The organism is Arthrobacter sp. TMN-50 (assembly GCF_054511125.1).
Genome location: NZ_JBTNDG010000003.1, coordinates 38,863 through 60,072, shown reverse-complemented (window position 1 = coordinate 60,072; position 21,210 = coordinate 38,863). Strand labels below are relative to the sequence as shown.

General features: G+C 63.7%; 17 protein-coding genes. 8 read left to right on the top strand and 9 right to left on the bottom strand.

Going from position 1 to position 21,210, the window contains the following annotated elements; all coding sequences use genetic code 11:
* The first annotated feature begins 165 nt into the window (after window positions 1-165).
* Complete coding sequence (locus ACX80A_RS06595) at window positions 166-1,485, top strand: glycosyltransferase (RefSeq protein WP_459258894.1); 1,320 nt, start codon at window positions 166-168, stop codon at window positions 1,483-1,485.
* Between the two features lie 60 nt (window positions 1,486-1,545).
* On the opposite strand, the gene ACX80A_RS06590 is transcribed toward ACX80A_RS06595, so the two are convergent.
* From ACX80A_RS06590 to ACX80A_RS06570, 5 genes are all read right to left on the bottom strand, one after another.
* A complete protein-coding gene (locus tag ACX80A_RS06590) occupies window positions 1,546-2,862 on the bottom strand; it encodes a Wadjet anti-phage system protein JetD domain-containing protein (protein WP_459258893.1) in 1,317 nt (438 codons plus the stop codon).
* Complete coding sequence (locus ACX80A_RS06585; RefSeq protein WP_459258892.1) at window positions 2,852-6,244, bottom strand: ATP-binding protein; 3,393 nt, start codon at window positions 6,242-6,244, stop codon at window positions 2,852-2,854. The genes ACX80A_RS06590 and ACX80A_RS06585 overlap by 11 nt, the downstream gene beginning before the upstream one ends.
* Window positions 6,234-6,875 (bottom strand): DUF4194 domain-containing protein, encoded by a 642-nt coding sequence (locus tag ACX80A_RS06580; RefSeq protein WP_459258891.1) that lies wholly within the window; start codon window positions 6,873-6,875, stop codon window positions 6,234-6,236. Before ACX80A_RS06580 ends, ACX80A_RS06585 begins: the two co-directional genes overlap by 11 nt.
* Complete coding sequence (locus ACX80A_RS06575) at window positions 6,872-8,314, bottom strand: DUF3375 domain-containing protein (protein ID WP_459258890.1); 1,443 nt, start codon at window positions 8,312-8,314, stop codon at window positions 6,872-6,874. Before ACX80A_RS06575 ends, ACX80A_RS06580 begins: the two co-directional genes overlap by 4 nt.
* 79 nt (window positions 8,315-8,393) lie before the next feature.
* Window positions 8,394-9,674 carry a class I SAM-dependent methyltransferase gene (locus ACX80A_RS06570; RefSeq protein ID WP_459258889.1) on the bottom strand — a complete coding sequence of 427 codons (1,281 nt, stop codon included), beginning with the start codon at window positions 9,672-9,674 and terminating at the stop codon, window positions 8,394-8,396.
* Window positions 9,675-9,799: 125 nt separating this feature from the next.
* On the opposite strand from ACX80A_RS06570, the gene ACX80A_RS06565 reads away from it, so the two are divergent.
* Window positions 9,800-10,798, top strand: a complete 999-nt coding sequence (locus ACX80A_RS06565) for a LacI family DNA-binding transcriptional regulator (RefSeq protein WP_459258888.1) — start codon at window positions 9,800-9,802, stop codon at window positions 10,796-10,798.
* A 25-nt stretch (window positions 10,799-10,823) separates the two neighbouring features.
* Here ACX80A_RS06565 and ACX80A_RS06560 read toward each other — a convergent pair whose 3' ends face one another.
* Together ACX80A_RS06560 and ACX80A_RS06555 are read right to left on the bottom strand one after the other, a co-directional pair.
* Window positions 10,824-12,737, bottom strand: coding sequence for an adenylyl cyclase (locus tag ACX80A_RS06560; RefSeq protein WP_459258887.1), 1,914 nt, complete (start codon window positions 12,735-12,737; stop codon window positions 10,824-10,826).
* A gap of 135 nt (window positions 12,738-12,872) precedes the next feature.
* The gene (locus tag ACX80A_RS06555; RefSeq protein WP_459258886.1) at window positions 12,873-14,024 is read right to left on the bottom strand and encodes a hypothetical protein; all 1,152 of its coding nucleotides are present in this window, start codon (window positions 14,022-14,024) and stop codon (window positions 12,873-12,875) included.
* Window positions 14,025-14,132: 108 nt separating this feature from the next.
* On the opposite strand from ACX80A_RS06555, the gene ACX80A_RS06550 reads away from it, so the two are divergent.
* Window positions 14,133-15,497, top strand: a complete 1,365-nt coding sequence (locus ACX80A_RS06550; protein ID WP_459258885.1) for a GmrSD restriction endonuclease domain-containing protein — start codon at window positions 14,133-14,135, stop codon at window positions 15,495-15,497.
* Between the two features lie 97 nt (window positions 15,498-15,594).
* On the opposite strand, the gene ACX80A_RS06545 is transcribed toward ACX80A_RS06550, so the two are convergent.
* Window positions 15,595-16,074, bottom strand: coding sequence for an excalibur calcium-binding domain-containing protein (locus tag ACX80A_RS06545; protein ID WP_459258884.1), 480 nt, complete (start codon window positions 16,072-16,074; stop codon window positions 15,595-15,597).
* 144 nt (window positions 16,075-16,218) lie between these two features.
* Here ACX80A_RS06545 and ACX80A_RS06540 point away from each other — a divergent pair, with 144 nt between their 5' ends.
* On the top strand, window positions 16,219-17,238 hold the full coding sequence (locus ACX80A_RS06540; protein ID WP_459258883.1) for a threonine ammonia-lyase: 1,020 nt from the start codon (window positions 16,219-16,221) through the stop codon (window positions 17,236-17,238).
* A 17-nt stretch (window positions 17,239-17,255) separates the two neighbouring features.
* Here ACX80A_RS06540 and ACX80A_RS06535 read toward each other — a convergent pair whose 3' ends face one another.
* Window positions 17,256-17,693 carry a GlcG/HbpS family heme-binding protein gene (locus ACX80A_RS06535; RefSeq protein ID WP_459258882.1) on the bottom strand — a complete coding sequence of 146 codons (438 nt, stop codon included), beginning with the start codon at window positions 17,691-17,693 and terminating at the stop codon, window positions 17,256-17,258.
* Window positions 17,694-17,864: 171 nt separating this feature from the next.
* Here ACX80A_RS06535 and ACX80A_RS06530 point away from each other — a divergent pair, with 171 nt between their 5' ends.
* The 4 genes from ACX80A_RS06530 to dhaK are packed head-to-tail and all read left to right on the top strand — an operon-like array spanning window position 17,865 to window position 21,201.
* Window positions 17,865-18,725: a class II fructose-bisphosphate aldolase gene (locus ACX80A_RS06530; RefSeq protein WP_459258881.1), complete on the top strand. Its 861-nt coding sequence runs from the start codon at window positions 17,865-17,867 to the stop codon at window positions 18,723-18,725.
* A 6-nt stretch (window positions 18,726-18,731) separates the two neighbouring features.
* Window positions 18,732-19,526: an HAD-IA family hydrolase gene (locus ACX80A_RS06525; RefSeq protein WP_459258880.1), complete on the top strand. Its 795-nt coding sequence runs from the start codon at window positions 18,732-18,734 to the stop codon at window positions 19,524-19,526.
* Entirely contained in the window at window positions 19,523-20,161 is a 639-nt protein-coding gene (dhaL, locus tag ACX80A_RS06520; protein ID WP_459258879.1) for a dihydroxyacetone kinase subunit DhaL, read from the top strand. The genes ACX80A_RS06525 and dhaL overlap by 4 nt, the downstream gene beginning before the upstream one ends.
* Window positions 20,162-20,205: 44 nt before the next feature.
* Window positions 20,206-21,201 (top strand): dihydroxyacetone kinase subunit DhaK, encoded by a 996-nt coding sequence (dhaK, locus tag ACX80A_RS06515; protein ID WP_459258878.1) that lies wholly within the window; start codon window positions 20,206-20,208, stop codon window positions 21,199-21,201.
* Window positions 21,202-21,210 lie beyond the last annotated feature (9 nt).

Below are 21,210 nucleotides of genomic sequence, written 5' to 3'. Positions count from 1 at the left end.
TGCCTTTCGCGGGTTGTGGTGACCTGGTTCACCTTACTAGCGCAATCCGATCACCGGTTTCCCCGCGGATCAGCCGGTAGCACTGAAAATAGTGCGAAGATCCGATGGTGCAGTAACGGCTTGGGTGGGACACTGGTCGCACTTACCCAGTTCCCGGAAGACATCATGGCATCAGTAGTTGTCTGTTCCAGTCCTTTAATCAGCCACGTCACACCGATGCTCGGGGTCGCAGCGGGCCTTGTTGACCGCGGAAACGATGTTCGGTTCCTGACCGGTCGACACTTCGGGGACCGGGTGACCGGAACCGGCGCCACGTTCATCGGATTGCCGCCGGAGGCCGACTTCGATGAGAACACCCTCGACCAATCCTTCCCTGGCCGCGCCGGTCTCAAAGGCCCCAAAGGGATCAGGTACGACCTCCAGGAGATTTTCATGCGCCCCGGACGCGCGCAATATGAGGCGGTCCAGCGAGTGATCGCCGACCGCCCGACGGACGTGGTCCTGGCCGAACCGCTGTTTATGGGGGCGTCCCTGCTGTTGGCAGGGCACCAGCCAGACCGCCCCGCCGTCATCACCTGCGGCATAGTTCCGCTCAGCCTGGCCAGCAGGGACACTGCACCGTTTGGGTTGGGCATCCGGCCGATGCCGGGGCCGGTGGGAAGGCTCCGGAACCGCGTTTTGCAGACCGTCAGCGAGAAGGTGGTCTTCGGCCCGGTCCAGAAGTATGCCGACGACGTCGCCCGCGAGACTACCGGAGCCAAGTACCCGACCTTCTTCATGGACTGGCCCCGCGCCGCCGACCATCTCGTCCAGTTCACCGTTCCCGAGTTCGAGTACCCGCGCTCTGACCTGCCGGCCAGCGTGCATTTCGTGGGTCCGGTGTCCCAGAGTGGCAGGCCCGTGGGGGCTATGGGCACGGCGGAGCTCCCCGAATGGTGGGACGACCTCGACGCCGGCCGTCCGGGGGTCCATGTCACCCAGGGCACCGTTGCCAACAAGGATTTCAACGACCTGGTCCGCCCGACCATTGATGGCCTTGCGCACGACGACGCCCTCGTCGTCGTCAGCACCGGCGGACGCCCGGTGGGCTCGCTCGACGGTCCGCTGCCCGCCAACGTTCGAGTCTCCTCCTACCTTCCCTACGACGAACTGCTGCCGAAAACCAACGTGCTGGTTACCAACGGCGGATACGGCGGGGTGCATTTTGCGTTGCGCCACGGCGTGCCGTTGGTGGTTGCAGGCGAAACGGAGGAAAAGACCGAGGCGTCGGCCCGCATTGCCTGGTCCGGGACCGGGATCAACCTGCGCACGAATCGCGCCAAGCCCGCGGCCGTCGCCGCAGCTGTCCGCACCGTCCTCTCCGACACCTCGTACCGGGAAGCCAGCCAACGGATCGGTGCTTCGATCCAGGCATCGAGGGGTGTGGAGGGGCTGGTGGACCTGGTCGAAAGTGTTTACGGCGATGGGCTACGCCGTGAGGGGTAGCGTTCGCTGTCCAGCACCTATTCGTTCCTCGCCCGCGCGGTAGGCACTCCAGGCGTCAACCTAGGGCAGCCGATCCATCACCCAGTCCCACCGGATCACCTCCTGTTCCAGACGCACACCAGGGCCATAGGTGTTGTCACGCAGAGCGCAGTACAGGTCTGACTCGGGAGGGGTCAACCGCCTCGGTTCAAAGCGTGCCTGGGAAGATTCGCTCACCCATTCAGATCGATGCGCCAATAGGGTTGCCTCATCCATGAGGACGCTGGAGACATGAGGGTGCACTGCGCGCAGCAGGTCCAGGATGCGGAAACCATGGGTATCAAGATCCCCCCAGTAGAGGACCTCGCGATCCTGTAGCCAGCGGGCGTCCCGCACAGCCGAAACGCCGTAGCCCGCGCCGAAGAGTGCCATGGTGCCGGGCCGATCCGGGAGCGACAGGAAGTTCACCAGATTCTCCGTCACGATGACCGTCCTGACCGGCAAAGCCAGCGTCCTGAAAACCTCAGACGTCACTGTGATGTCGCTGGCGGCACCCAACAGCCCGAGGCCTGTGCGCTGGTCATCAATACTGAGTCCATCGAGTCCATCGAGTCCATCGAGCCCATCGAGCAGCCGGAAGCGAACCAGTTCCGGCGGATGGGTAAATCCATGGCGGCGGGCGAATCGCGCCGCGGGCGTACGCGGTAAAACGGCCCCGAGCAACTCATCAGAGGCCAGTTGATCAGGCACCGTCAGCGCATCATCGTCGGTCGCCGACATCGCGGTTGGAGTGAAATCTACCATCCGCTCCTGACCTTGCAAGGCGACGACCATTTCATCCACCGTCTGCCGGTGGCTCTCGACGAACTTCGTGTGAACCCCCGGCAGGCTCATTTGGCGGACAAAAATCCCGGGATTCGGATTTTTCGAAAGCCAAACAGCGGCCTTTGCAGCAAGTAACGCCGAGTCACCCAACCGCAGCAGCTCCAGTGGACGTCTCGCCGCCCACGCGCGCAGGGCGGGGTCAATCGCCGCGAGCTGCCCGGCGACGGCCAAGGCGCGAAGGGAGTCCCTTGTTTTGCCGGCAAACGCAATCTCGTCCTCCACCCGGGCAAACACCGCAGCGGCTGGCACGCTGTTTGTTCCGATGGTCGTTCGGCCAATCTCGGCCGTCTCCAAAGAGAAATCACCGACGGCTCCGAACAACTCCCCGGCCCAGGTGCGTGCCGCCCCGTAGCTGTCGCGTAACTCCGTGGCGGTTGGCTTTTTCAGGGAACGACGGCGCGGATAGGCGCCTGAGGGGCCCAAGAGTTCCCGCAGCAGAGTGCCCCGGCCCCACGCCTTGACCGACTGCGCACGCAGTTCGGCAAGGGAAGTCCACCGGGAGTCAGCCGGCACGTGACGTGCGCTCGTCCCGGTACTCCTGGATGGTCATGTTGCGGAGCTGGGAATCATCGCCGTTGGTGTTCGCCACAAAACCCACATGGGAGACAAAGGGTTCGATGACGTGGATCTTTTGCAAGGGTGTAACAATCAGCAACTGCAGCTTCATGCGTTGGAAAAGTTCCAAACCGTAACGAGCCGACTCATCCGACCCGCGGCCAAACGCCTCATCGATCACCACAAATCGGAAACTACGACCGGCGGATTTCCCGCTGGTCTTGCCCGCGGACCCGAGCCCGAACTGAAAAGCCAGGGCCGCAGCAAGAATGGTATATGCCAGCTTTTCCTTCTGGCCGCCGGATTTTCCGCCCGAGTCGGTGAAATGCTCGTACTCCTCACCGGTTTCAGTCCACTTTTCCGAGGCGGAAAACGTGAACCAGTTGCGTACATCGGTCACCTTCCACGTCCACTTCTCGTCGAGCGCGGTGTACCCATCGCGTCCCCGGAACCTCTCAATGAGGCGTTCCACCTGCAGAAACTTCTGCTCGGAGTACTGATCCTGATCACTCAGGCTTCCCTCCGAACACGCTCGCAGATCAATGCCAAACTGCCGCACGTCGAGATCCGTGGTGGGCTGATGCTCCAGCTGGATGTGCCGCCCAGAATTGTAGGGGATCCCGGCCAGCGACATATTGATCTCGCTGATCCGGTGAACGATGTCCTGCCGGCGGCTGTCGAGGAACGCGTTGAACGCCACCACCTCGTGAATCGTGTTTTGGTTCAACGACTCCTTGAAGTGCGTTTGGAACCGGGGCAAGTCATTGCTCACCAATTCGTCCAGCATCCGGTTGAAATCGCCCGCGGACTCAAGGGCGGCGTCGAACTCGGTGGTCTCGTTGGGGTATTTGTTGCGGAAATCGGCCATCCTCCGCACGGTCGACTCCGCGGCGGTAGCGATCCGTTTGGTTAGCGCGTCGATAACTGCCGTCAGTTTGTTCCGTACCGCTGACTCCACGTTGGCTGTGTTCTTGTAGGTGAGGGCTGCGTTCCCCAGCGACTCGGCGGCCAGCATCCCGACGGCGGCCAGCACGGCGCCGTCGTCAGTCAGTGGGGTGTCCGCCAGTACCGCGCGACAGTCCTCGACCGCCTCAGCGATATCCCGTGCAGCATTCTCATTCGCCCCCAGGCGCTGCTGAATCCTGCTCACCCTCTCTTCGAGCCGTCTCACCTGGTTCTTGAGTTCGGATTCGCGCGTCGCTAGCTGTTGGAGGACGTCGCTCGCGGATTCAAGGCGTGAACGTTCCTCCTTCAGTTCCTCAATCCTGTGAGCGGTCTCCTGCCACCCGATTTCGCCAAAGTCAGCGATGGAACTGAGGGTGCCCAAATACTGATGCTTCCGACCGAGCGCACCCAACAACTGGGACACTTTGGTCAGTCTTGCATCAGCCGCGGCGCGCTCACCCGCCACCTCGTCCCGCTCCGCTCGGATCCGGGCGATCTTGTCATGATTGTCCCAGCCGAGGACGAAGTTGCGACGGTCCGCAATGTCCTTCCGGTCGTCCTTCTCGTGCCGCCCGCCACCACCCTTGAGCTGGCCGCTCATCGTCAGGGCACGGGGGCGCCGGCGGAAGTCCTCGATTGACTCGCAGCAGAAATAGTCGAACCGGCCACTGAGCTCATCCAGGAGAAAGTCCCTGAACGGTGTCGCCTGTTTTACCGAGATTTTCGAGGCCAGCGTCCCCGGTTCGGCCGGTCGCGGTGAGTATCGGTCCCCGACCCGGCGGTAGACCAGACGACCCTTCAGGTTGTTTCCATCCACCCAACTGCTGACGGCCGCATAGTGTTCTTCCGGTACCAGTAGCGATAGCGCAAAACCCCGCAGCGTACGTTCCGCGGCGCCTTCCCATCCGCCCTCGCCGTCGCGCACACGCAGCAGCTCGCCCGCATACGGCAGTGCCGACTCAGGGATTCCCGTTCCCTCGCAGAGACGATGCCGCAGCTCCACCTGGTAGCCGGGCAGCAAGTCGACGCGGGCCTGGAGGCTGGCGAGTTCGGCGTCGATCGCGCGGAGACGTCCGTCGAGTTCGGTGCGCGTGATGGTCAGCCCGGTCACTGACTCCTGCAGCTCGGCGGATCGAGAGCGCAGCTCCGCCTCCACCTCGGCAAGCCGGCCGCGGTTACGATCAAAAAGAACGCGGTCCTCCGGGGCCTGCAATCCCAGGTCGGCTGCGGCCACGCAGTAGCCGTCAAAGCGGGACCGCTGGCGGGCCAGCTCCGAGCCCAGGCGTGAGACGTCGGCGTCGATGGCTGCCAATCGGCCGCCGCCGTTTGAACGAATGTCGTCCTGTATCGCTGTCAGCTGATGCCTGGCATCAGCGATTTCCGCTGCGGTTGTGGCGGCGTCTTCGTTCAATCGAAGCCCGGTGCTGCGCAGCTCTTCCTGATGTTCAATGCTGAGTTGGAGCTTCCGATCCGTGAACCAGGGATGCAGCTGGTCACGCTGCGCCCGTGACAACGCGTCCTCGCGGCTCAGCGCGGCATGGAGTGTGGATCCGTCCCGGATCGGTTCGAGGAGGGTGATCTGATCCTTGGCGCGGACGACGGCGTCGTGCGCCTTCTTGAGGTCGTCAAAGTGGTGGATCAGGGTGCCGATCCGGGCGGCAGCGTCGTCCTCTTCCAACATGTTGGTGCGCACAAACGAGGTGATGTTTTCCACCTGCTTCATGGACACCGTCCGGTGGAACAACTCCATGGCCTGGTTGCCGCTGATACCAAACTGCCGTTTGAAGGCGGCGGCGTAAGGATCGAACGAGTCGTGCACGACGGCGCCAGCGGCCCGCAGCTGTTTCTTCAGTTTTGCGGGTTCCTGCCCAAAATTGGCGAAGTCCTCCGCGATGGTTTGGGCTTGCTCTGACAGGGAGTAGAAGCGGTTCGGTTGTCCTGCTTCTTGGGTGGCCCATAGCGTGATTGCGAGGCTCACTGACTTGCCCAGCTGTTCGTTGTGGAAGACCCCCAGGACCACGGTCAGCGTGCCGGTGGTGCGCAGCGCAACAGGCTTGGAGTACTCTCCGCCGGCACTGCGGGTGCTCTTGTGGAAGCCCCGCACATAGGACATCAGGGTGCGTTCCTTCTTCTGCGCACCGGCCGCCTTGTTGTAGTCAATCCGGTTCGCAGGGAGCAACAGGGTGGTGATCGCATCCACCACTGTGGACTTGCCGGAGCCGATATCGCCGGTCAACAAACTGTTGGCGCCATCGAGCCGGAACGTCCTCACACCCTGATGAAAGGTTCCCCAGTTCAGTAACTCCAGCCGCCGCAGCCGGAACCCCGGCGGCATGGCGCCGTCGTCCAGCGGTTCGTCAAGGCTGAACAGGCTGTCCTGAAGGTTAGTTGTCATCTGCTCCGCCCTCCCCGGCGGTCGTATTTTCGCTGTCCCTGGTGCCCGGACCACCCAGCGATGCCCGGTAGTCGGCCAGGCGCGCGTCGAATTCCTCCAGCCACTGAGCGTCAACAAACGCCTTGAGGATCCGTGCCACCTCATAGGTGCCGGGCTGCCCGCGCATTTTGCGGAGGAAACCCAGCTCGATGACCTTCTTGATGTCTGTGCCGAGCCGGTCGAGCACCCGGGCTTCATTGCTCGACTCGGCCAGGAAGACCGACACCAGGTCCGCAATATCCTGTTCGGACATGATCAGACGGACCTCGCTGCTGTTGGTGTCGAATTCGAGCATTCGGCCACGCAGGAGGGCCAGCAGCAAACTGACATTGAAGGTGAGCTGGCGGCGGGGAATCAGCCGTGGGAGGGTGCTGTCCGGGTCTTCCCGGGAACGAAGGAAGGCGTACCCTTCGGGCTCGTCGAGGATGAGATCCAGGCCGAGGACGGCTACGTAATCTCGCACCTGCGAGGTGAGTTCAAGCAACGCCTGCCAGGCCTTCTCATCAGATTCCGCGTACACAACCCCTTTGAACAGGCGAGTGATCACACCCGGCAGTTCCTGCGGCGTGGTGGTGTCCGGTTGAAGAGTCATGTGGGCCTCACGAAAATGATCTGGTCAATGGTGGCTTCCCGGATGCTTCCATCGGGGAGGGCCCAGGACAGCTGATCAGTGGATTCAGGGTTGATGGTGGCCCACTCGGATTCAGTGGCCAGTTGATAGTAGGCAACAATTTCGGCGAGTCCCTGCGAGAGCGGGTAACTGCCGGTGATGTCTGCCAGGCTGGCTTGATCGGTTTCCGCCAGGACGGCGTCGATCTGCGACACGAGTCGCGCCGAATCCACATGGAACTGGCTGAACAGGGCGGCCGCGTCCAGATCGGCGTCGTCGGCGGTCACGATGGCGTCGTCGACCAGTACCCGCCGGCTGGGCTCATACAGTGGGCGCTCGAAGGGGAGTGCCACCTCGACTGCCGGGGCGGGAAGGTGCATGAAGGTGCCTGATGCTGGACGCCCGCGGGTTTCCAGGGCGCCGGATTCGATACTGCGAATGAGCTGCATGATGCGCTTGTTTTCGAGGAATACCTTGTCATCCAGCAGCCGGCGCATCTGCTGGGAAAGCTGGCGGACAGTCATTTGGGTCTGCTCGACCGCGGGGAGCCAGTCCTGGTGCAGATTGGCGACGGCATGAATGTTGTCCAGCGCTGCGAGGGCGTCGATCTGGGTGGCGCGTTCCAGTAAATCCCTGAGTTCCGTGCGGAGCCGGGGCGACATGAGATAGTCCCAGAAGCCCTGGAAGGTCCGCCCTTGCAGGGAGCTGCTGATGTCCTGTTGATTGGCGAAGATGGAAGCGAGCAGCTCGCCCTGGGTGCCGTCCCACGTGGCAATCTGTTCGCGCACCTGGCGGTCGAGTTTGCGGAAGTTCTGTTCGACTTCGCGGAAGTCTGCGAGCAAGTCCCGTGCGAGCGTGGTCAGCTGCTGGAAGTGATCCAGCGCCTCGGGGGCACTCATCACCGCGATATGACCGTCTCTGATCCGCTGCATTTCGGCGTCGATGTCGTCCTGCTGCCGTTGCAGCTCGGCAAGCCGCTCGGCCGGGTCGGTTTCGGAGCGCTGGACCAACTGCTTGAGGACGGCGAAGATGCTGGTGAGGCGGGACTGCGTGGCGACAAAGTCACGACTTTGCAGACTCTCCACCCACCGGATCGCGCTTTCGGCTGCCGGCGTCAGGTCGTAGCGGGGTTCGTCCTGCCCTGTGACGTAGTACTTCCTTAGCCAGGCCCGCTCGGGCGCCGCCCAGTCATCGAGGTACTCGCCAGCGGAACGGGGGTAGCTGTCCTCCCCGAAGGAGTCCCTGAGGCTAAAGAGCACGTCATCCAGGGTGTCGATCAGCTGCTGACGGCCGAGATTACGCTGATTCGGCCCCGTGAAGGCCGTGATGAAGAAGGCAATCGCCAGCGGCGCGTTTTGGGCGCGGAGCAGTGACCAACCTGCATTGTTTTCGCGAAGAGAATTGATCCCGTAGAAATCCATCCGCCCTGAGTCCACCTAGCCCTGGGGTGCCTTTGGTAATCAATGCTAGGGCACGATGCCCCCAAAACCGTGTGAGCGGTCAGATGGTCCGCCGCAGCGGAGGCTCGGTCCCGCCGGGGCGCTGCACCAGCACCTGGTTCACACCCGTCAGCCCGTTCTCGAACCCCAGCGCACTGGTCGCCATATACAGGCGCCACACCCGGGCCCGACCCTCGCTGGTCAGGCCCACCGCTTCTTCCCACTGATCCTCAAGGTTCTGGACCCAGGCCCGGAGAGTGAGCGCGTAGTGTCGGCGCAGCGCTTCGACGTCGAGCACCTCGAACTTTGCTGACTCCAGGGCGCCCAGCATCACCGTGAGACTGAGCATCTCGCCGTCGGGAAACACGTACTTCGGGATGAACGAATCCGGGTCCGGCCGCATGGTGTCCCCGGCGTTCCACGAAATAGCGTGATTCAGGAGGCGGCCGCCGGGGTGCAGCAGGCCGAACAGGTGGCTCGCATACGCGCCGATCTGGGCCCGGCCCACGTGCTCCGACATCCCGATGGAGCTGATCGCGTCGTATGGGCCGTCGTCGACGTCGCGGTAGTCCTGGACGCGGATCTGCACCTGCTCGCTGAGACCGGCGTCAGCCACCCGTTTGCGGGCGCGTTCCGCCTGCTCGGTGGACAAGGTGACACCGACGACGTCGGCCCCGTAGCGTTCCGCCGCGTGGAGGGCGAAGCTGCCCCAGCCGCACCCCACATCGAGCACCCGCATCCCTTGCTGCAGCCCGAGTTTCCGGCAGACCAGATCGAGTTTCGCTTCCTGCGCCGCGTCGAGGCCTGTGTCGGGGGAGTCCCAGACTGCGCAGGAATACACCATGGACGGGCCGAGGACGAGCGCGTAAAAGTCGTTGCCGACGTCGTAGTGGTGGGAGATGGCTGCGGCGTCACGCTTCCTGGAGTGTTTCCGGCCCACCCGGTCGATGGTGATTTCCTCCGGCGGGGGAGCAGGATTGAATCCGATCGCGCCCAGGCGGACGGCCGTGGTGAGCAATTTTGCACGCTCGCGGAGGGTCGGGGCGCTGAAGGGTTCAAGGTCGGCGAACTTTCCGACGGCGCTGAGGGCGGTGAAGCTTTCGTAGAGGTCGCCGGGGGCATCGATGTCACCGGCCACATAGGCGCGGCTCAGGCCCAGCATCCCGGGGGACCAGAGCATGCGGCGCAGGGCCCGCCTGGAGCGGAATTCGATCACCGGGGCGGACGCCGGGCCCGCTTCGGAGCCGTCCCAAGCCCGCAGTCGGAGCGGAATTTTCTCGGTTCCCAGGACAATTCCCAGCGCCTCCGCCAGCAGTGCTGCGGCCCCCCGTGCTTTGCTCATGAGCCATGTCTACTCCGGTTCTGGCTTCAGGGCCAGAGGCTGCGCGGCAGGATTCCCGCGGGCTGGCGAAGAAGAGAGACACTAGGATGGCGGTAGACAGGGATCGAGGTCCGAAGGGGAGGGAAATGGCGGGGATAACCAGCGCCGACGTGGCTCGTGAGAGCGGGGTTTCACGCACCACCGTGAGCTATGTCCTGACCGGGCGCGAGGGCGTCAGTATTTCCGAGGAGACCCGGCAGCGGGTGCACGATGCCGGGAAACGGCTGGGCTACGCGCCGTCGGCGGCTGCACGGGCGCTGAAGACCGGTCGCACCGACCTCGTGCTCTGCATTCTCCCCGACTGGCCTATCGGCCCCGTGATCGAGACCCTCCTTGACCACCTCGCCGACGAAGTTGCCAAGCGGGGGCTTTCGGTGCTGGTGCACCATGCCCGGGGGCGGCGTCCTCTGCAGGATCTCTGGCGCGTGGTCACACCGCGCGCGGTGATCGGTCTGGCGCCCTTCGACGAGGCCGATCTCCTGGCCATGCGCCAGGCCGGCATCCAGGTGTTGGGAGCCGCCGGCGACGCCGTCGCAGCAGTCTCCGATCAACCCTCCCGGAGTCAGATCAGGATCGGCCGGCTGCAGGCGCAGCAACTCATCGCCACCGGGCGGCACCGGATCGCCTACGCCTGGCCGACCGACGCCCGGGTGGAGCATTTCGCCGCGGACCGGCTGGAGGGCGTGCGCCGTGAATGCGCTGACCACGAGCTACCCGAGCCGGTGGTGCTGCCGGTTGACCTTGAGGCAGCCTCGGCCGCCGTCGCCCTGCGGGCCTGGCGGCAGGGTTCGGACCCGGTGACCGGCGTCGCCGCGTACAACGACGACGTCGCGCTCGCCGTCCTGGCCGGGCTACGGATGCTTGGACTCGAGTGCCCCAGGGAAGTGGCAGTCGTCGGTGTGGATGACGCGCCAGCTGCCCGACTCGCCGAGCCGCCGCTCACCACCATCTCCCAATCTATCGACCTGCAGGCTCGCTACCTGGCCGGGCTGGTACTCGCAGGTCTGGGCGACCCACCCGGTGGAACCGAGTGGGCCGCCCCTCCGGGAGACGGTATGGTGCTGGTGGTTCGCGGCTCAACCTGATTCGGCTCAGCCTGATTGGCTGGGCCTACTGGTACTGCACCACGTAGCTGGGGATACCCGTGTTGTCGTTACTGACCGGAGCCCCAGTGTCATTGACGACGTGGTCGATGGTGCCCGCCCCAAGGTTCACGGTGAGAATGTGGTTCAGTTGCACCCCGGCGGTGTCCGGCACCTCGAAGCCCCGGGTGGCGTGGATGCTGGGATCCACGTTGGTGAAGATGTAGGAGCCGCCGCCCCAGAGGGTGTGGTTCCTGACGTCGTCGGCCACCTTGTACCCGGCCCAGCCAAGGACGCCGTCGTGCTGCCAGGCCTCCTGGTTGGGAGGATCGTACGGGAGCTCGTTCTGGAAGAAGACCGTGCGGCCGTTTTCACCATTCCAGATGACGTTGTACTCCTGGTAATGCTCCACGAAGAGTCCGGTTGCGGTCACGTTGTCACCATTGATGATCACACCGTTGCGCCCTGTGCTGATATCCCAGCCGAACGTACCCGCGTTGCCGTGATCCGCCCGCCAGGCCCAGATGTGGTCGATCAGAACGTTGTCGCTGTTGACCTCCAGGCTGACGTCCGCCTTCCCGACGTTCGGTCCGCCGATCCGGAAATACACATCACTGAGCGTGGTTGGATTGAGTGGGTCGTTTTTCGTGGCGCTGTTATTTCCGTTCTTCGTGCCGATCTGGAGCAGCAGCGGCGAGTTGACCTCACCGCCGTCGATCGTCACACCTGCCAGGACGACGCCGGACACGTCGGCTACGCGCATCGGGGTTGCGCCGCCCACAGCTGTGAGGGTCGCGTGGCCCATACCCAGGACCACCGTGTTGGCCCGTTTGATCGCAATAGTGTTGTCGATGCCGTACACCCCGGGGGTCAGCAGGAGGTGTTTGCCGCGCGCGAGCTGGCTGTTGATGGTCTGGACCGAGTCCGACGGGTCGGCGATGAAGAAGTCCGACAGCTTGATGGTCCTGCCCTCGGTGACGCCGTCCTCCCAGGAAATTCCTCTCGAATTCACTTGCGCTGAAGGCACCCGCACGTTGTAAGACCCGCTATCGTCGACGAAAAGGTAAGGCTTCTCGCGGCTGACGGGGGTTTCCTCGAGAGTGGTGTACGGGGGTGTGGGGAAGGTGGTGTCCGCGGGGGCGCCGTCGACGCCGGCGAATACGGCATTCCATACACCGTTGGACCAGGAGCCTATTGTGCTGTTACGGGTGAACCACTGCTGCTGGGACCCGTTGATGATCGTGCCGGCCTTCGAATCAGCCATGTACCCGCCGCTGGCAAACTGGGGTCCCGCGGTGCAGTAATCCATCAGGGACAGGGTTCCGCCGGTGACGTTGACACGGCGCAGGGAGACGGCCTGGGAGACAGCCCAGAAATTCGCGGACTGCCGGCACCCGTCCTGGCCCGCTCCGTTGACCTGGAGTGTCAGGTTGGACAGGGTGCGCCAGAAGTTGTTGAGGGCAATGCAGTTGCTCGTGCCATTGTTTTCGAGGCAACGGTTATAGACCTCGATTTTGCCGTTGATCGTTACGTCGCTGGGCGACTCACCGAGACCGGCGACCTCCGTGTAGTAGCCCACCTTGAACTGCAGCGGCTTCTCGTCCGTGCCGTAGGTACCGGGCAGGAACAGCAGCGATTGACGGTTGGTGCCCATTTCGTCGTCGATCTGCCGGGCGTTGACGGCGTCGACCGTCGCCTGGATGTCCTCGACGGGCATGGTGGGCGAGAATACTGTCACGTTGGGGCCAAGATCAGGTACGACTGGCTGGTGCTTGGCGTTGGTTTCCGCCGCGGGGGCGGGTGCGGCAACCGCGATGGTGCTGGGCGCCACGAGGAGGGCAGCGGTCAGGCCCGCCGCTACGAGGGCGGGGAGGGCGGCCTTGCGGCGACCGGTGGCGAGGGGAGGAGCGGACCGATGATCGGTGGGGGGTGTAGGAGACATGAGTAGGGGATTCTCTCCGTTGAGGGGTCAGATGGTTTAGTGACTCGTGTCACTAGGGTGTCATCAGATTGAACCGGACGCGGCCGAATCCGTCAAGGAGCTGACCCGTTCGGCCGAGGTTTTCGCCTGAACGAATCAGGTCCTGGACACCAAAAGGTGGGAGGAACGCCTGGGGTCAACTGCGGCGTTCAGGCCCGCGGAGAGGGCCTCCTGAAGACACCAAGCGGGAACGCTGGTACCGAGCAGTTCTTTGAGGGGCCCGAGGTGCTTGACCCGTTCCGCTGCAGCCGTTCCAAATACGGTCTGGTTCACGGCACCGCCACGATGCATGTTCGGATCCCGCAAGGCGGCGTTCCAGGCCCGGCTAAGACCGCGGACCACGGAATGCGGGTCATTGCCGGCGCTTTTGAGGTGCTTGTCGAGGTGGGTTCTCATGACCTCGACTTCGGTGATTTTGGATGTTTTGGCGGGCTGTTTTGGTGCGGTCGGAGTCACTGCAGTTGGCTGCTTCATCATCAGCCGGGCCAGTTCGCTGTGGAGGTTTGAGAGCTGTAGATGGATGTCGACAATGCGCTGGGCGCTGTCCTCTACCGGATTGACGGAAGGGATGGTTAGTTTTCGGCGCGCGGCTCTGGAGATTGTGCAACGGAACAGGGCTGCCAGGGCTTCTGCGAGCTCGAGGAGAGCCGGCGGGTCGGCTGCGAGCAGGGGAACAGGGATAGTCCGGTTCTCCCGCAGGGATTGCGCAAGGTCAGCCAGTGAGCCGTGCACCCGCCCGAACCGGAGACGCTCGCGCGTGGTCTTTGGCCCGATCTGGGGAGCGTACACGCATTGCTGGAGCGCCAGATCCCGGGCGGCAACGGTCGGAAAGAATTGTGGCCGCACCGAACTCCTGAGCACAGCGCGCACGGCTTCATGTTGCCGGGCTACCTGCTCGATCGGGTTGGCTGCTTCCGAACCATCCGCCAGGATCCATTTCACGCCGGTGTCCTTGACCGCAGCAACCGGCGAATGGAAGCCTTTCCACTCAGAGACGGTGAAGTCGCCGCGCCTCGTGTTGTAAAACAGCCAGTCAACTTCAGCGACCGGGTTCCCCGGCGCATCCACCCTGCAGTTGCTGAAGGCCCACACGGAGTCATCCAGTAAATGATCCAGTTGAGCGACATCGGCCGGCGCTGGCCGGTGAGCGGCGGTGTTTGATGACGGGAAATGCAGCACTGATGTTTCTTCCTGCGGCGGGGGACCCAGACGCTGGTTGCCCACCGGAGCCCCAACAACGGTGAACATTCGCGCTGATGCGCTACGTAATCATCACCGGTCGGATGCTGTCACCGCAAGCGCCCGCCGTGGTAACAGGTAGGCTACCCAGACAATCACTTACCTGGGGGAACTACTTTGAACAATCCACCGCTGCCGCCTGCCGCGAGCCCACTACCGTCGACGGACAAACCGAAAACAAGAATACCCACGGCTCTGGCCGCTGGAGCTTTTCTTTTCCTGATCGTCCTTGGCCTCATCAGCAGTGGGGTGAGCGGCGCCGTCATCATGGCGGGACTGGTCGCGTTTATCACCGGTTTGTATGTGGTTGTCACCAACCGGGCATCGTGGGCCGGCATCGCGGGCCGGAAGATGGGTGCCATCACCATGGCGGCCGCACTGGTGACTCTCGTTGTCGGGGGACTCCTGGCGCCGCCCAGTGACACCACGGCACCCGCTGCCGTCGCCGAGGAAAGTACGTTTGCTCCGGCCGAGGTCGAGACGCCCACGCCTACACCCACTCCGATGCCGTCGGTCACCCCGAGCAAGACGCCGACCGCCACACCGTCGCCCACCCCTAGCCCGGACGTGGCACCACTCGATAGCGCGGAAATAGCCACCGTAGAGGGCGACCCGAGCGCGCCCAGCGACCAGCCTGAATATGGCATCCGGGCACTCGACCTGCTGGACACCCTTCCCGTCAAAGGCCGGGCACCGAAAACGGGGTACGACAGGGACCTGTTCGGCCAGGCCTGGGCCGACATCGACCGCAACGGCTGTGACACCCGCAACGACATGCTCAACCGTGACCTTACGTCGATCATTCATGCCAATTCGGTGCCCTGCAAGGTGCAGTCGGGAATCCTCGATGACCCCTACACCGGTACCACCATCGACTTTTTGAGGGGGCAATCCACCAGCAGCGACGTCCAGATTGACCACGTGGTGGCCCTGTCGGATGCCTGGCAGAAGGGCGCCCAGCAGCTTAGCGCAGACCAGCGCCTCGCCTTCGCCAATGACCCCTTGAATCTCCAGGCCACCGACGGACCTATCAACTCTCAAAAGGGAGCGGGCGACGCCGCCACCTGGCTGCCGCCTAACCAGTCGTTCCGCTGCGAGTATGTTGCCCGTCAGATCTCGGTCAAAGCGACCTATAGCCTGTGGGTCACCCAGGCCGAGCGCGAGGCTATGGCCCGTGTTCTCGGTAACTGCTCGGACACGTTGGCGCCGACCAGCCAGACCTCGCCCGAGCCGGTCCCGGAACCGGCACCCACGCAGGCGCCCGCGCCAGCTCCAGCACCCGCGCCAGTTCCTGAGCCGCCCGCGCCTGCACCAGCACCCGCGCCAGTTCCGGCTCCCGTCCCGGCACCCGCGCCTGCCCCGGCAGCGCCCTTCGCTAACTGCACGGCCGCGCGAGCCGCGGGCGCTGCCCCGGTACTGCTGGGCCAGCCGGGCTACGGAAGTCACCTCGATGGCGACGGCGACGGAGTTGGCTGCGAGTAGCTGCCAGGTACTTAACTGACGCGGTCGGTGTAAGCGCCGAAACGCCTACACCGACCGTGAACTTGCTGGAGAAGCAGCCGTAACCTGGCGACGAACCCTAGGCCCGAACTGGAGCGCGGCGAACCAGGTACGCCCCGCCGAGAGCCGCGGTAAGCACCAGGCCGCCGCCGAGTGCGACCGCACCCAGATCCGCGCCGGACTGCTGAGCAACGCCGGTGTCGGCACCGCCGACAGGCATCTGGCTCACCTGAGCCGGTTCCACTACGGGAGGAACCGCAACTGCCGGTTGCTCGACGGGAGGCACCACCACTACAGGCGGAGTGTTCTCGGCAACGATTCCTGCGACGATCGATGCGTCATACGCGGGGGTCCCAGCCGCGTCGCATCCGACGCCATCTTTGTCCCTATCGAGGCCAGGCTGGTAGCCGGGCGTACCGATGGGGATGTTGAAGACGCCGAAAGCCGCAGCTTCGCCGCAGTTGTCGAAGGGCAGAGCTACTGCCATGGCCGGTGTTGCTGAAAGAGCTGTGAAACCTACTGCTGCCGCGATGGCGAGACCTGCTGTGCGCTTGCTCATGTATCCCCCTGTTGGTGTGACACCGCCCACTCGGTGTGGACGGCCTGCTCAGCATAACTTCCGCTACAGACAAAACCAGAAGCAACCGGTTCACTAACCAATAGGTGACAGGAGCGGAAGAGCGCAACCGCGTAGGATCCAGCTATGGACAAAGCCAACGCCACCGCTCACCACTCGGCCACAATTAACGCGGCAGCCAGCACAGCCACTGACCTGGTGACGCTCGACGACATCAGGGCCGCCGCCGAACGGATTCAGGACCTGGTCCTGCGCACGCCGATCATCGCGCTGCCCCACCCGGATCGATCGTCCGACATCCTTCAGCTCAAAGCCGAGTCCCTTCAACCGACCGGCGCCTTCAAGCTCCGTGGCGCCTACAACACCATCGCCCAGGTGCTCGACGAGTCCCGGGAGCGCGGCATCATCGCCCAATCCTCCGGCAACCACGCCCGTGCCGTGGCCTGGCTGGCCAAACGGCTCGACCTGCACGCGGTCATCGTAATGCCCGACGCCGCCCCACCCACCAAGGTGGCAGCCGTTCGCGCCCTGGGCGCCGAGGTGGTACTGGTGCCGGCAGCTGAACGGGACAGCCGGACCCTGGAACTCGCTGCCGAGCACGGCTACGTTCCGGTGCCGCCCTACGACGATCCGCGCATCATCGCCGGTCAAGGCACCGTTGGACTGGAGCTCATCGAACAACTGCCCGACGTCGACGTCGTCCTCGTCCCCATCTCGGGTGGCGGACTGATCTCCGGGATCGCGACCGCCATCAAGTCACTACGCCCTGAGGTTCAGGTGATCGGTATCGAACCCGAACTCGCCGCTGACGCCGCCGAAAGCCTGCGCGAGCAGCGCAGAATCACCTGGGACACCAAGCTCACGTACCGCACGGTGGCGGACGGGCTCCGAACTCCCGCCGTCGGCGTCCACCCATGGGAACACATCCGGCGTTACGTCGACGACGTCGTCACCGTCTCCGAAGAACAGATCCTCGCCGCGGTGCGGCACATCGCCGTGGAGGGCCGCCTCGTCGCGGAACCGTCGGGCGCCGTCGCGACCGCAGCCTGGATGCACGACCTGGCGCCGCGCAGTGCAACGGTCGCGGCGGTCGTCTCGGGCGGCTCCGTCGATCCGGCGCTGATGGCCCGGGTGCTGTCTGCTTGAACTGTGCCCGGTGGGGGTCAGGACACCGCCACGCTAGAGAACGCCGCCACGCCCGCCTCAGCCACCTGCTGATCCTGTTCGATGGATCCCGTAGACACGCCGATAGCACCGACAATGCTCCCATCCCGCACCAGCGGAATGCCCCCGGGGAACACCACGAGGCGGCCACCATGCGCGTCGTTCAGGCCGTAGATCGGGCCGTCCGGTCGGGTCATCCCCTGCAGGTCGCCGGTTTCGCACTGGAAGGCGATGGCGGTGTACGCCTTATTGATCGCGATGGTGATGCTGCCGATATTCGCTCCGTCCATCCGGACGTGCGATTTCAGGTTGCCGCCGGCGTCAACCACTGCGATATCCATCGGCTGTCCAATCTCGGTTGCCTTCGAAGCGGCGGCGTCGATCACGCGGCGGGCCTCATCCAGGCTGACAGTTTCAAGCACGGTTCCAGTTTCCATGAGCTTCCTCTTCCTCAACGTCGATCAGCACAGCATTGTGCTCAGGACAGCGTTGCTGGCATCGCGCGGCTTGCCAAGTAGTGATTACCCCCACGAGGGGGAGGGTGTTCCCTCATACCCGTGCCTGGGGTTCTCGCCTACCGTGTAACCCAGCTACCAAGGAGGTTTGACGTGGGTGTTGTGCCCTTGAAGGACATTGTCGATCCGGCATTTTCGGCTCGTTATGGTGTGCCTGCAATCAACGTGTTCAATGATCTGACCATGGAGGCGGTGCTCGCCGGTGCGGTGGAATGCAACTCGCCGGTAATCCTGCAGACGTCGGTGAAGACAGTGCGCAGCATCGGCTCCCGGGTTCTTTTTGAGATGTGGGAATCGCTGACCCGCGGCATCGAGGTACCGGTGACCCTTCACCTCGACCACTGCCCAGATCGCGAAGTGGTGACCGAGTGCCTGAAAGCCGGTTGGAACTCAGTGCTCTTCGACGCTTCAGCGCTTCCGGTTGAAGAAAACCAACGCCAAACCATCGAGGTGGTCCGCGAGGCTCGCAGCTACGGCGCCCAGGTGGAAGGTGAGATTGAGGCGATCACCGGCGTCGAGGACGACCACGGCTCCGATGAAGTATCAAAACAGCAGAGTCTTGAGACGGCCCTGAACTTTATCGACGCCACTGGGATCGATGTTTTCGCACCGTCCATCGGCAACGCCCACGGCACGTACAAGGCGGCGCCCGTCCTGGACGCCAACCGGGTCACCGAGATCGTCGAAGCACGGTCCCTCCCCATCGCCCTGCACGGCGGTAGCGGGCTCAGCCCTGAACAGTTCCAGGACCTGATTTCCCGCGGCTGTGCCAAGGTGAACATCTCCACGGCGTTGAAGGAAACGTTCATGCAGTCCACTCTGACCTTCCTGAAGCAGGCCGAGCAGAACAACAAGTGGGATCCGCCGTCGCTGTTCAAGCACACCCGCGGAGACATCATCGACATGGTCAAGGAGTTGGCCGATCAGTTCGGCAGCGCAGGAAAGGGCAGGTAGCTGATCATGCCTACCCTGATCTTTGACTGCGACGGTGTGCTCGCTGACACCGAGCAATTTGGGCACCTCCCGGCCTTCAATCGCACCTTCGAGGAATTTTCCGTGCCCGTTCAGTGGAGCGTTGAGGACTACGCAGAGAAGGTGAAAATTGGCGGCGGCAAGGAACGGATGCGCAGCATTCTCACCGACGAGGTCAGCAGTCAGCTGGGACTGCACGACGACGACGCCAAAGATGCGGCGATTCTCGCCTGGCACAAACGTAAAACCGCCATCTACACAGATTTGGTGGCTGGCGGTGTCATGCCTGCGCGGCATGGAATTGCCCGGCTGGTGCAGGAGGCGCACGACGCCGGCTGGGGCCTCGCCGTCGCGTCCACCTCCGCTGAACCCGCAGTCCGCGCGGTCCTGACGCACGCCGTCGGGAAGGAACTCGCGGCTGATTTCGCCGTCTTCGCCGGAGACGTGGTGCCGCGCAAGAAACCGGCGCCAGACATCTACCTGCTTGCGCTCGAGGACCTCGGCCTCAGCACCGACAATGTCGTGGTGGTCGAGGACAGCTCAAACGGACTCCGCGCGGCAGTAGCCGCGGGCCTGCGCACTGTTGTCACCGTCAGCAGTTTCACGCGCTCCGAAGATTTCACCGGGGCGTCCCTCGTGGTCAGCTCACTGGGAGACCCCGGCGAGCAGGCGGAGGTGCTGGCCAACCCGCTCGGCGTTGAGGTGGCCGACGTCGTCTCCCTCGCCACCGTCCAACAGCTACTGGATTCACCGTCCGCCACAACCCATCCGGAGGCATCATGACATCCACCGACCTTGAGAACGTCGAATTTGTGGTCCGCTCCATCGCGCAGACGGCTGTGGACAAGGAACAGGAATTCGGTGACCTTGACGCCGTCGTCGGCGACGGAGACCTGGGATACTCGTTGGCCCGCGGCTTCGAGAAGGTCCTGGCCGACTGGGATACCTTCAAGCGCGACGACCCTGCCACCTTTCTGCAGCAAATTGCGCTGGCCATCTCCAGCCGGATTGGTGGAACTTCCGGCCCCCTCTGGGGGACGGCCTTCCTTCGAGCCTCAGCCGCCGCGAAAGCGTCAGGAATCATGGACGGCGCGACAGTCGTCGCCATGCTGCGCGGTGCAACCGATGGCATCAAGGCGCGCGGGAATGCCGAGCTCGGGGACAAGACCCTCCTCGATGCTATCGTCCCGGCGACGGACGAGCTGGAACGCGAGCTCGGCAAGGGAACCGACGCCGCCGCCTGCCTCAAAGTCTTCTGCGACACAGCCCGGGCCGCAGCCGATGCCACCAGCTCCCTGGAGGCCAGGCGGGGACGGGCCAGCTACAGCGGAAAAAGAAGCATCGGTTCTCCCGACGCTGGCGCGGTGGCAGTAGCCATCATGATCGAACGACTGACCGCCGAATGGGCGGCACGCTAGCCCCTTCTTTGACCTTCAATTCAACACAACGATGTGGAGCCCTCATGAAAAAGTTCGTCAATGATCCCAAGCAGTTTGTTCCGGAAATGCTCGAAGGCCTGGCCCTGGCCAACCCCGACACGCTGAAGTACGTGCCGGAATACAACCTCATCATGCGGGCCGACAGCCCCAACGAAAACAAGGTCTCGATCGTTCAGGGATCTGGTTCAGGTCACGAGCCAGCCCACGTGATGGCTGTGGGTAAGGGGATGCTCGACGCCGCCTGCCCGGGTGACGTTTTCGCCGCACCCCCGTTCGACTATGTCTTCGAAACAACCAAGCTGCTGGCCTCACCCAAAGGCGTCCTGCTGCTGGTAAACAACTACACCGGCGACAAGATGGTCTTCGACATGGCCCAGGAGATGGCCGCCGCCGAGGGCGTGAACGTGAAGACCCTGTTCATTGACGACGACGTTTCGGTGCAGGACTCGACCTACACGATCGGCCGGCGCGGTGTCGCCGGTAACTTCTTCGTAATCAAGGCGGTTGCTGCCGCAGCCGAGCGCGGCGCGGAGCTGGACGAGGTGATCCGGATCGGTGAGAAGGTGAACTCCGTGACGCGCACGATGGGTGTCGCCCTGACCGCCTGCACACCGCCAGCCAAGGGAAGTCCCCTCTTTGAGCTGGGCGAAGATGAGATCGAGGTGGGTGTGGGCATCCACGGTGAGCCAGGCCGGCGTCGGGCCAAGATGATGCCAGCCAATGACATTGTTGATGAACTCCTGGAGCCGGTGGTCAGCGACCTGCCGTTCAAGGACGGGGACCGCGTGGCCCTGATGGTGAACGGCCTCGGAGGCACCCCCATCAGCGAGCTCTACCTGCTCTACGGGCAGGCGCACAAGCAGTTGGCCGCCAAGGGCATCACGGTTGGCCGCAGCTACGTGGGCGAGTACTGCACATCGCTCGATATGGCGGGTGCATCGATCACGCTGGTCCGGCTGGACGACGAGATCGAGTCTCTGTTGAACGATCCCGCCGAGATTGCGATGCGGGTGTTCTAGCCAGACAGG

Excerpts from the sequence above, each read along its gene's own strand:
- ACX80A_RS06595 (WP_459258894.1), top strand. The coding sequence starts at position 166 with ATGGCATCAGTAGTTGTCTGTTCCAGTCCTTTAATCAGCCACGTCACA.
- ACX80A_RS06585 (WP_459258892.1), bottom strand. The coding sequence starts at position 6,244 with ATGACAACTAACCTTCAGGACAGCCTGTTCAGCCTTGACGAACCGCTG.
- ACX80A_RS06580 (WP_459258891.1), bottom strand. The coding sequence starts at position 6,875 with ATGACTCTTCAACCGGACACCACCACGCCGCAGGAACTGCCGGGTGTG.
- ACX80A_RS06575 (WP_459258890.1), bottom strand. The coding sequence starts at position 8,314 with ATGGATTTCTACGGGATCAATTCTCTTCGCGAAAACAATGCAGGTTGG.
- ACX80A_RS06570 (WP_459258889.1), bottom strand. The coding sequence starts at position 9,674 with ATGAGCAAAGCACGGGGGGCCGCAGCACTGCTGGCGGAGGCGCTGGGA.
- ACX80A_RS06565 (WP_459258888.1), top strand. The coding sequence starts at position 9,800 with ATGGCGGGGATAACCAGCGCCGACGTGGCTCGTGAGAGCGGGGTTTCA.
- ACX80A_RS06560 (WP_459258887.1), bottom strand. The coding sequence starts at position 12,737 with ATGTCTCCTACACCCCCCACCGATCATCGGTCCGCTCCTCCCCTCGCC.
- ACX80A_RS06555 (WP_459258886.1), bottom strand. The coding sequence starts at position 14,024 with ATGTTCACCGTTGTTGGGGCTCCGGTGGGCAACCAGCGTCTGGGTCCC.
- ACX80A_RS06545 (WP_459258884.1), bottom strand. The coding sequence starts at position 16,074 with ATGAGCAAGCGCACAGCAGGTCTCGCCATCGCGGCAGCAGTAGGTTTC.
- ACX80A_RS06540 (WP_459258883.1), top strand. The coding sequence starts at position 16,219 with ATGGACAAAGCCAACGCCACCGCTCACCACTCGGCCACAATTAACGCG.
- ACX80A_RS06535 (WP_459258882.1), bottom strand. The coding sequence starts at position 17,693 with ATGGAAACTGGAACCGTGCTTGAAACTGTCAGCCTGGATGAGGCCCGC.
- ACX80A_RS06525 (WP_459258880.1), top strand. The coding sequence starts at position 18,732 with ATGCCTACCCTGATCTTTGACTGCGACGGTGTGCTCGCTGACACCGAG.
- dhaL (WP_459258879.1), top strand. The coding sequence starts at position 19,523 with ATGACATCCACCGACCTTGAGAACGTCGAATTTGTGGTCCGCTCCATC.
- dhaK (WP_459258878.1), top strand. The coding sequence starts at position 20,206 with ATGAAAAAGTTCGTCAATGATCCCAAGCAGTTTGTTCCGGAAATGCTC.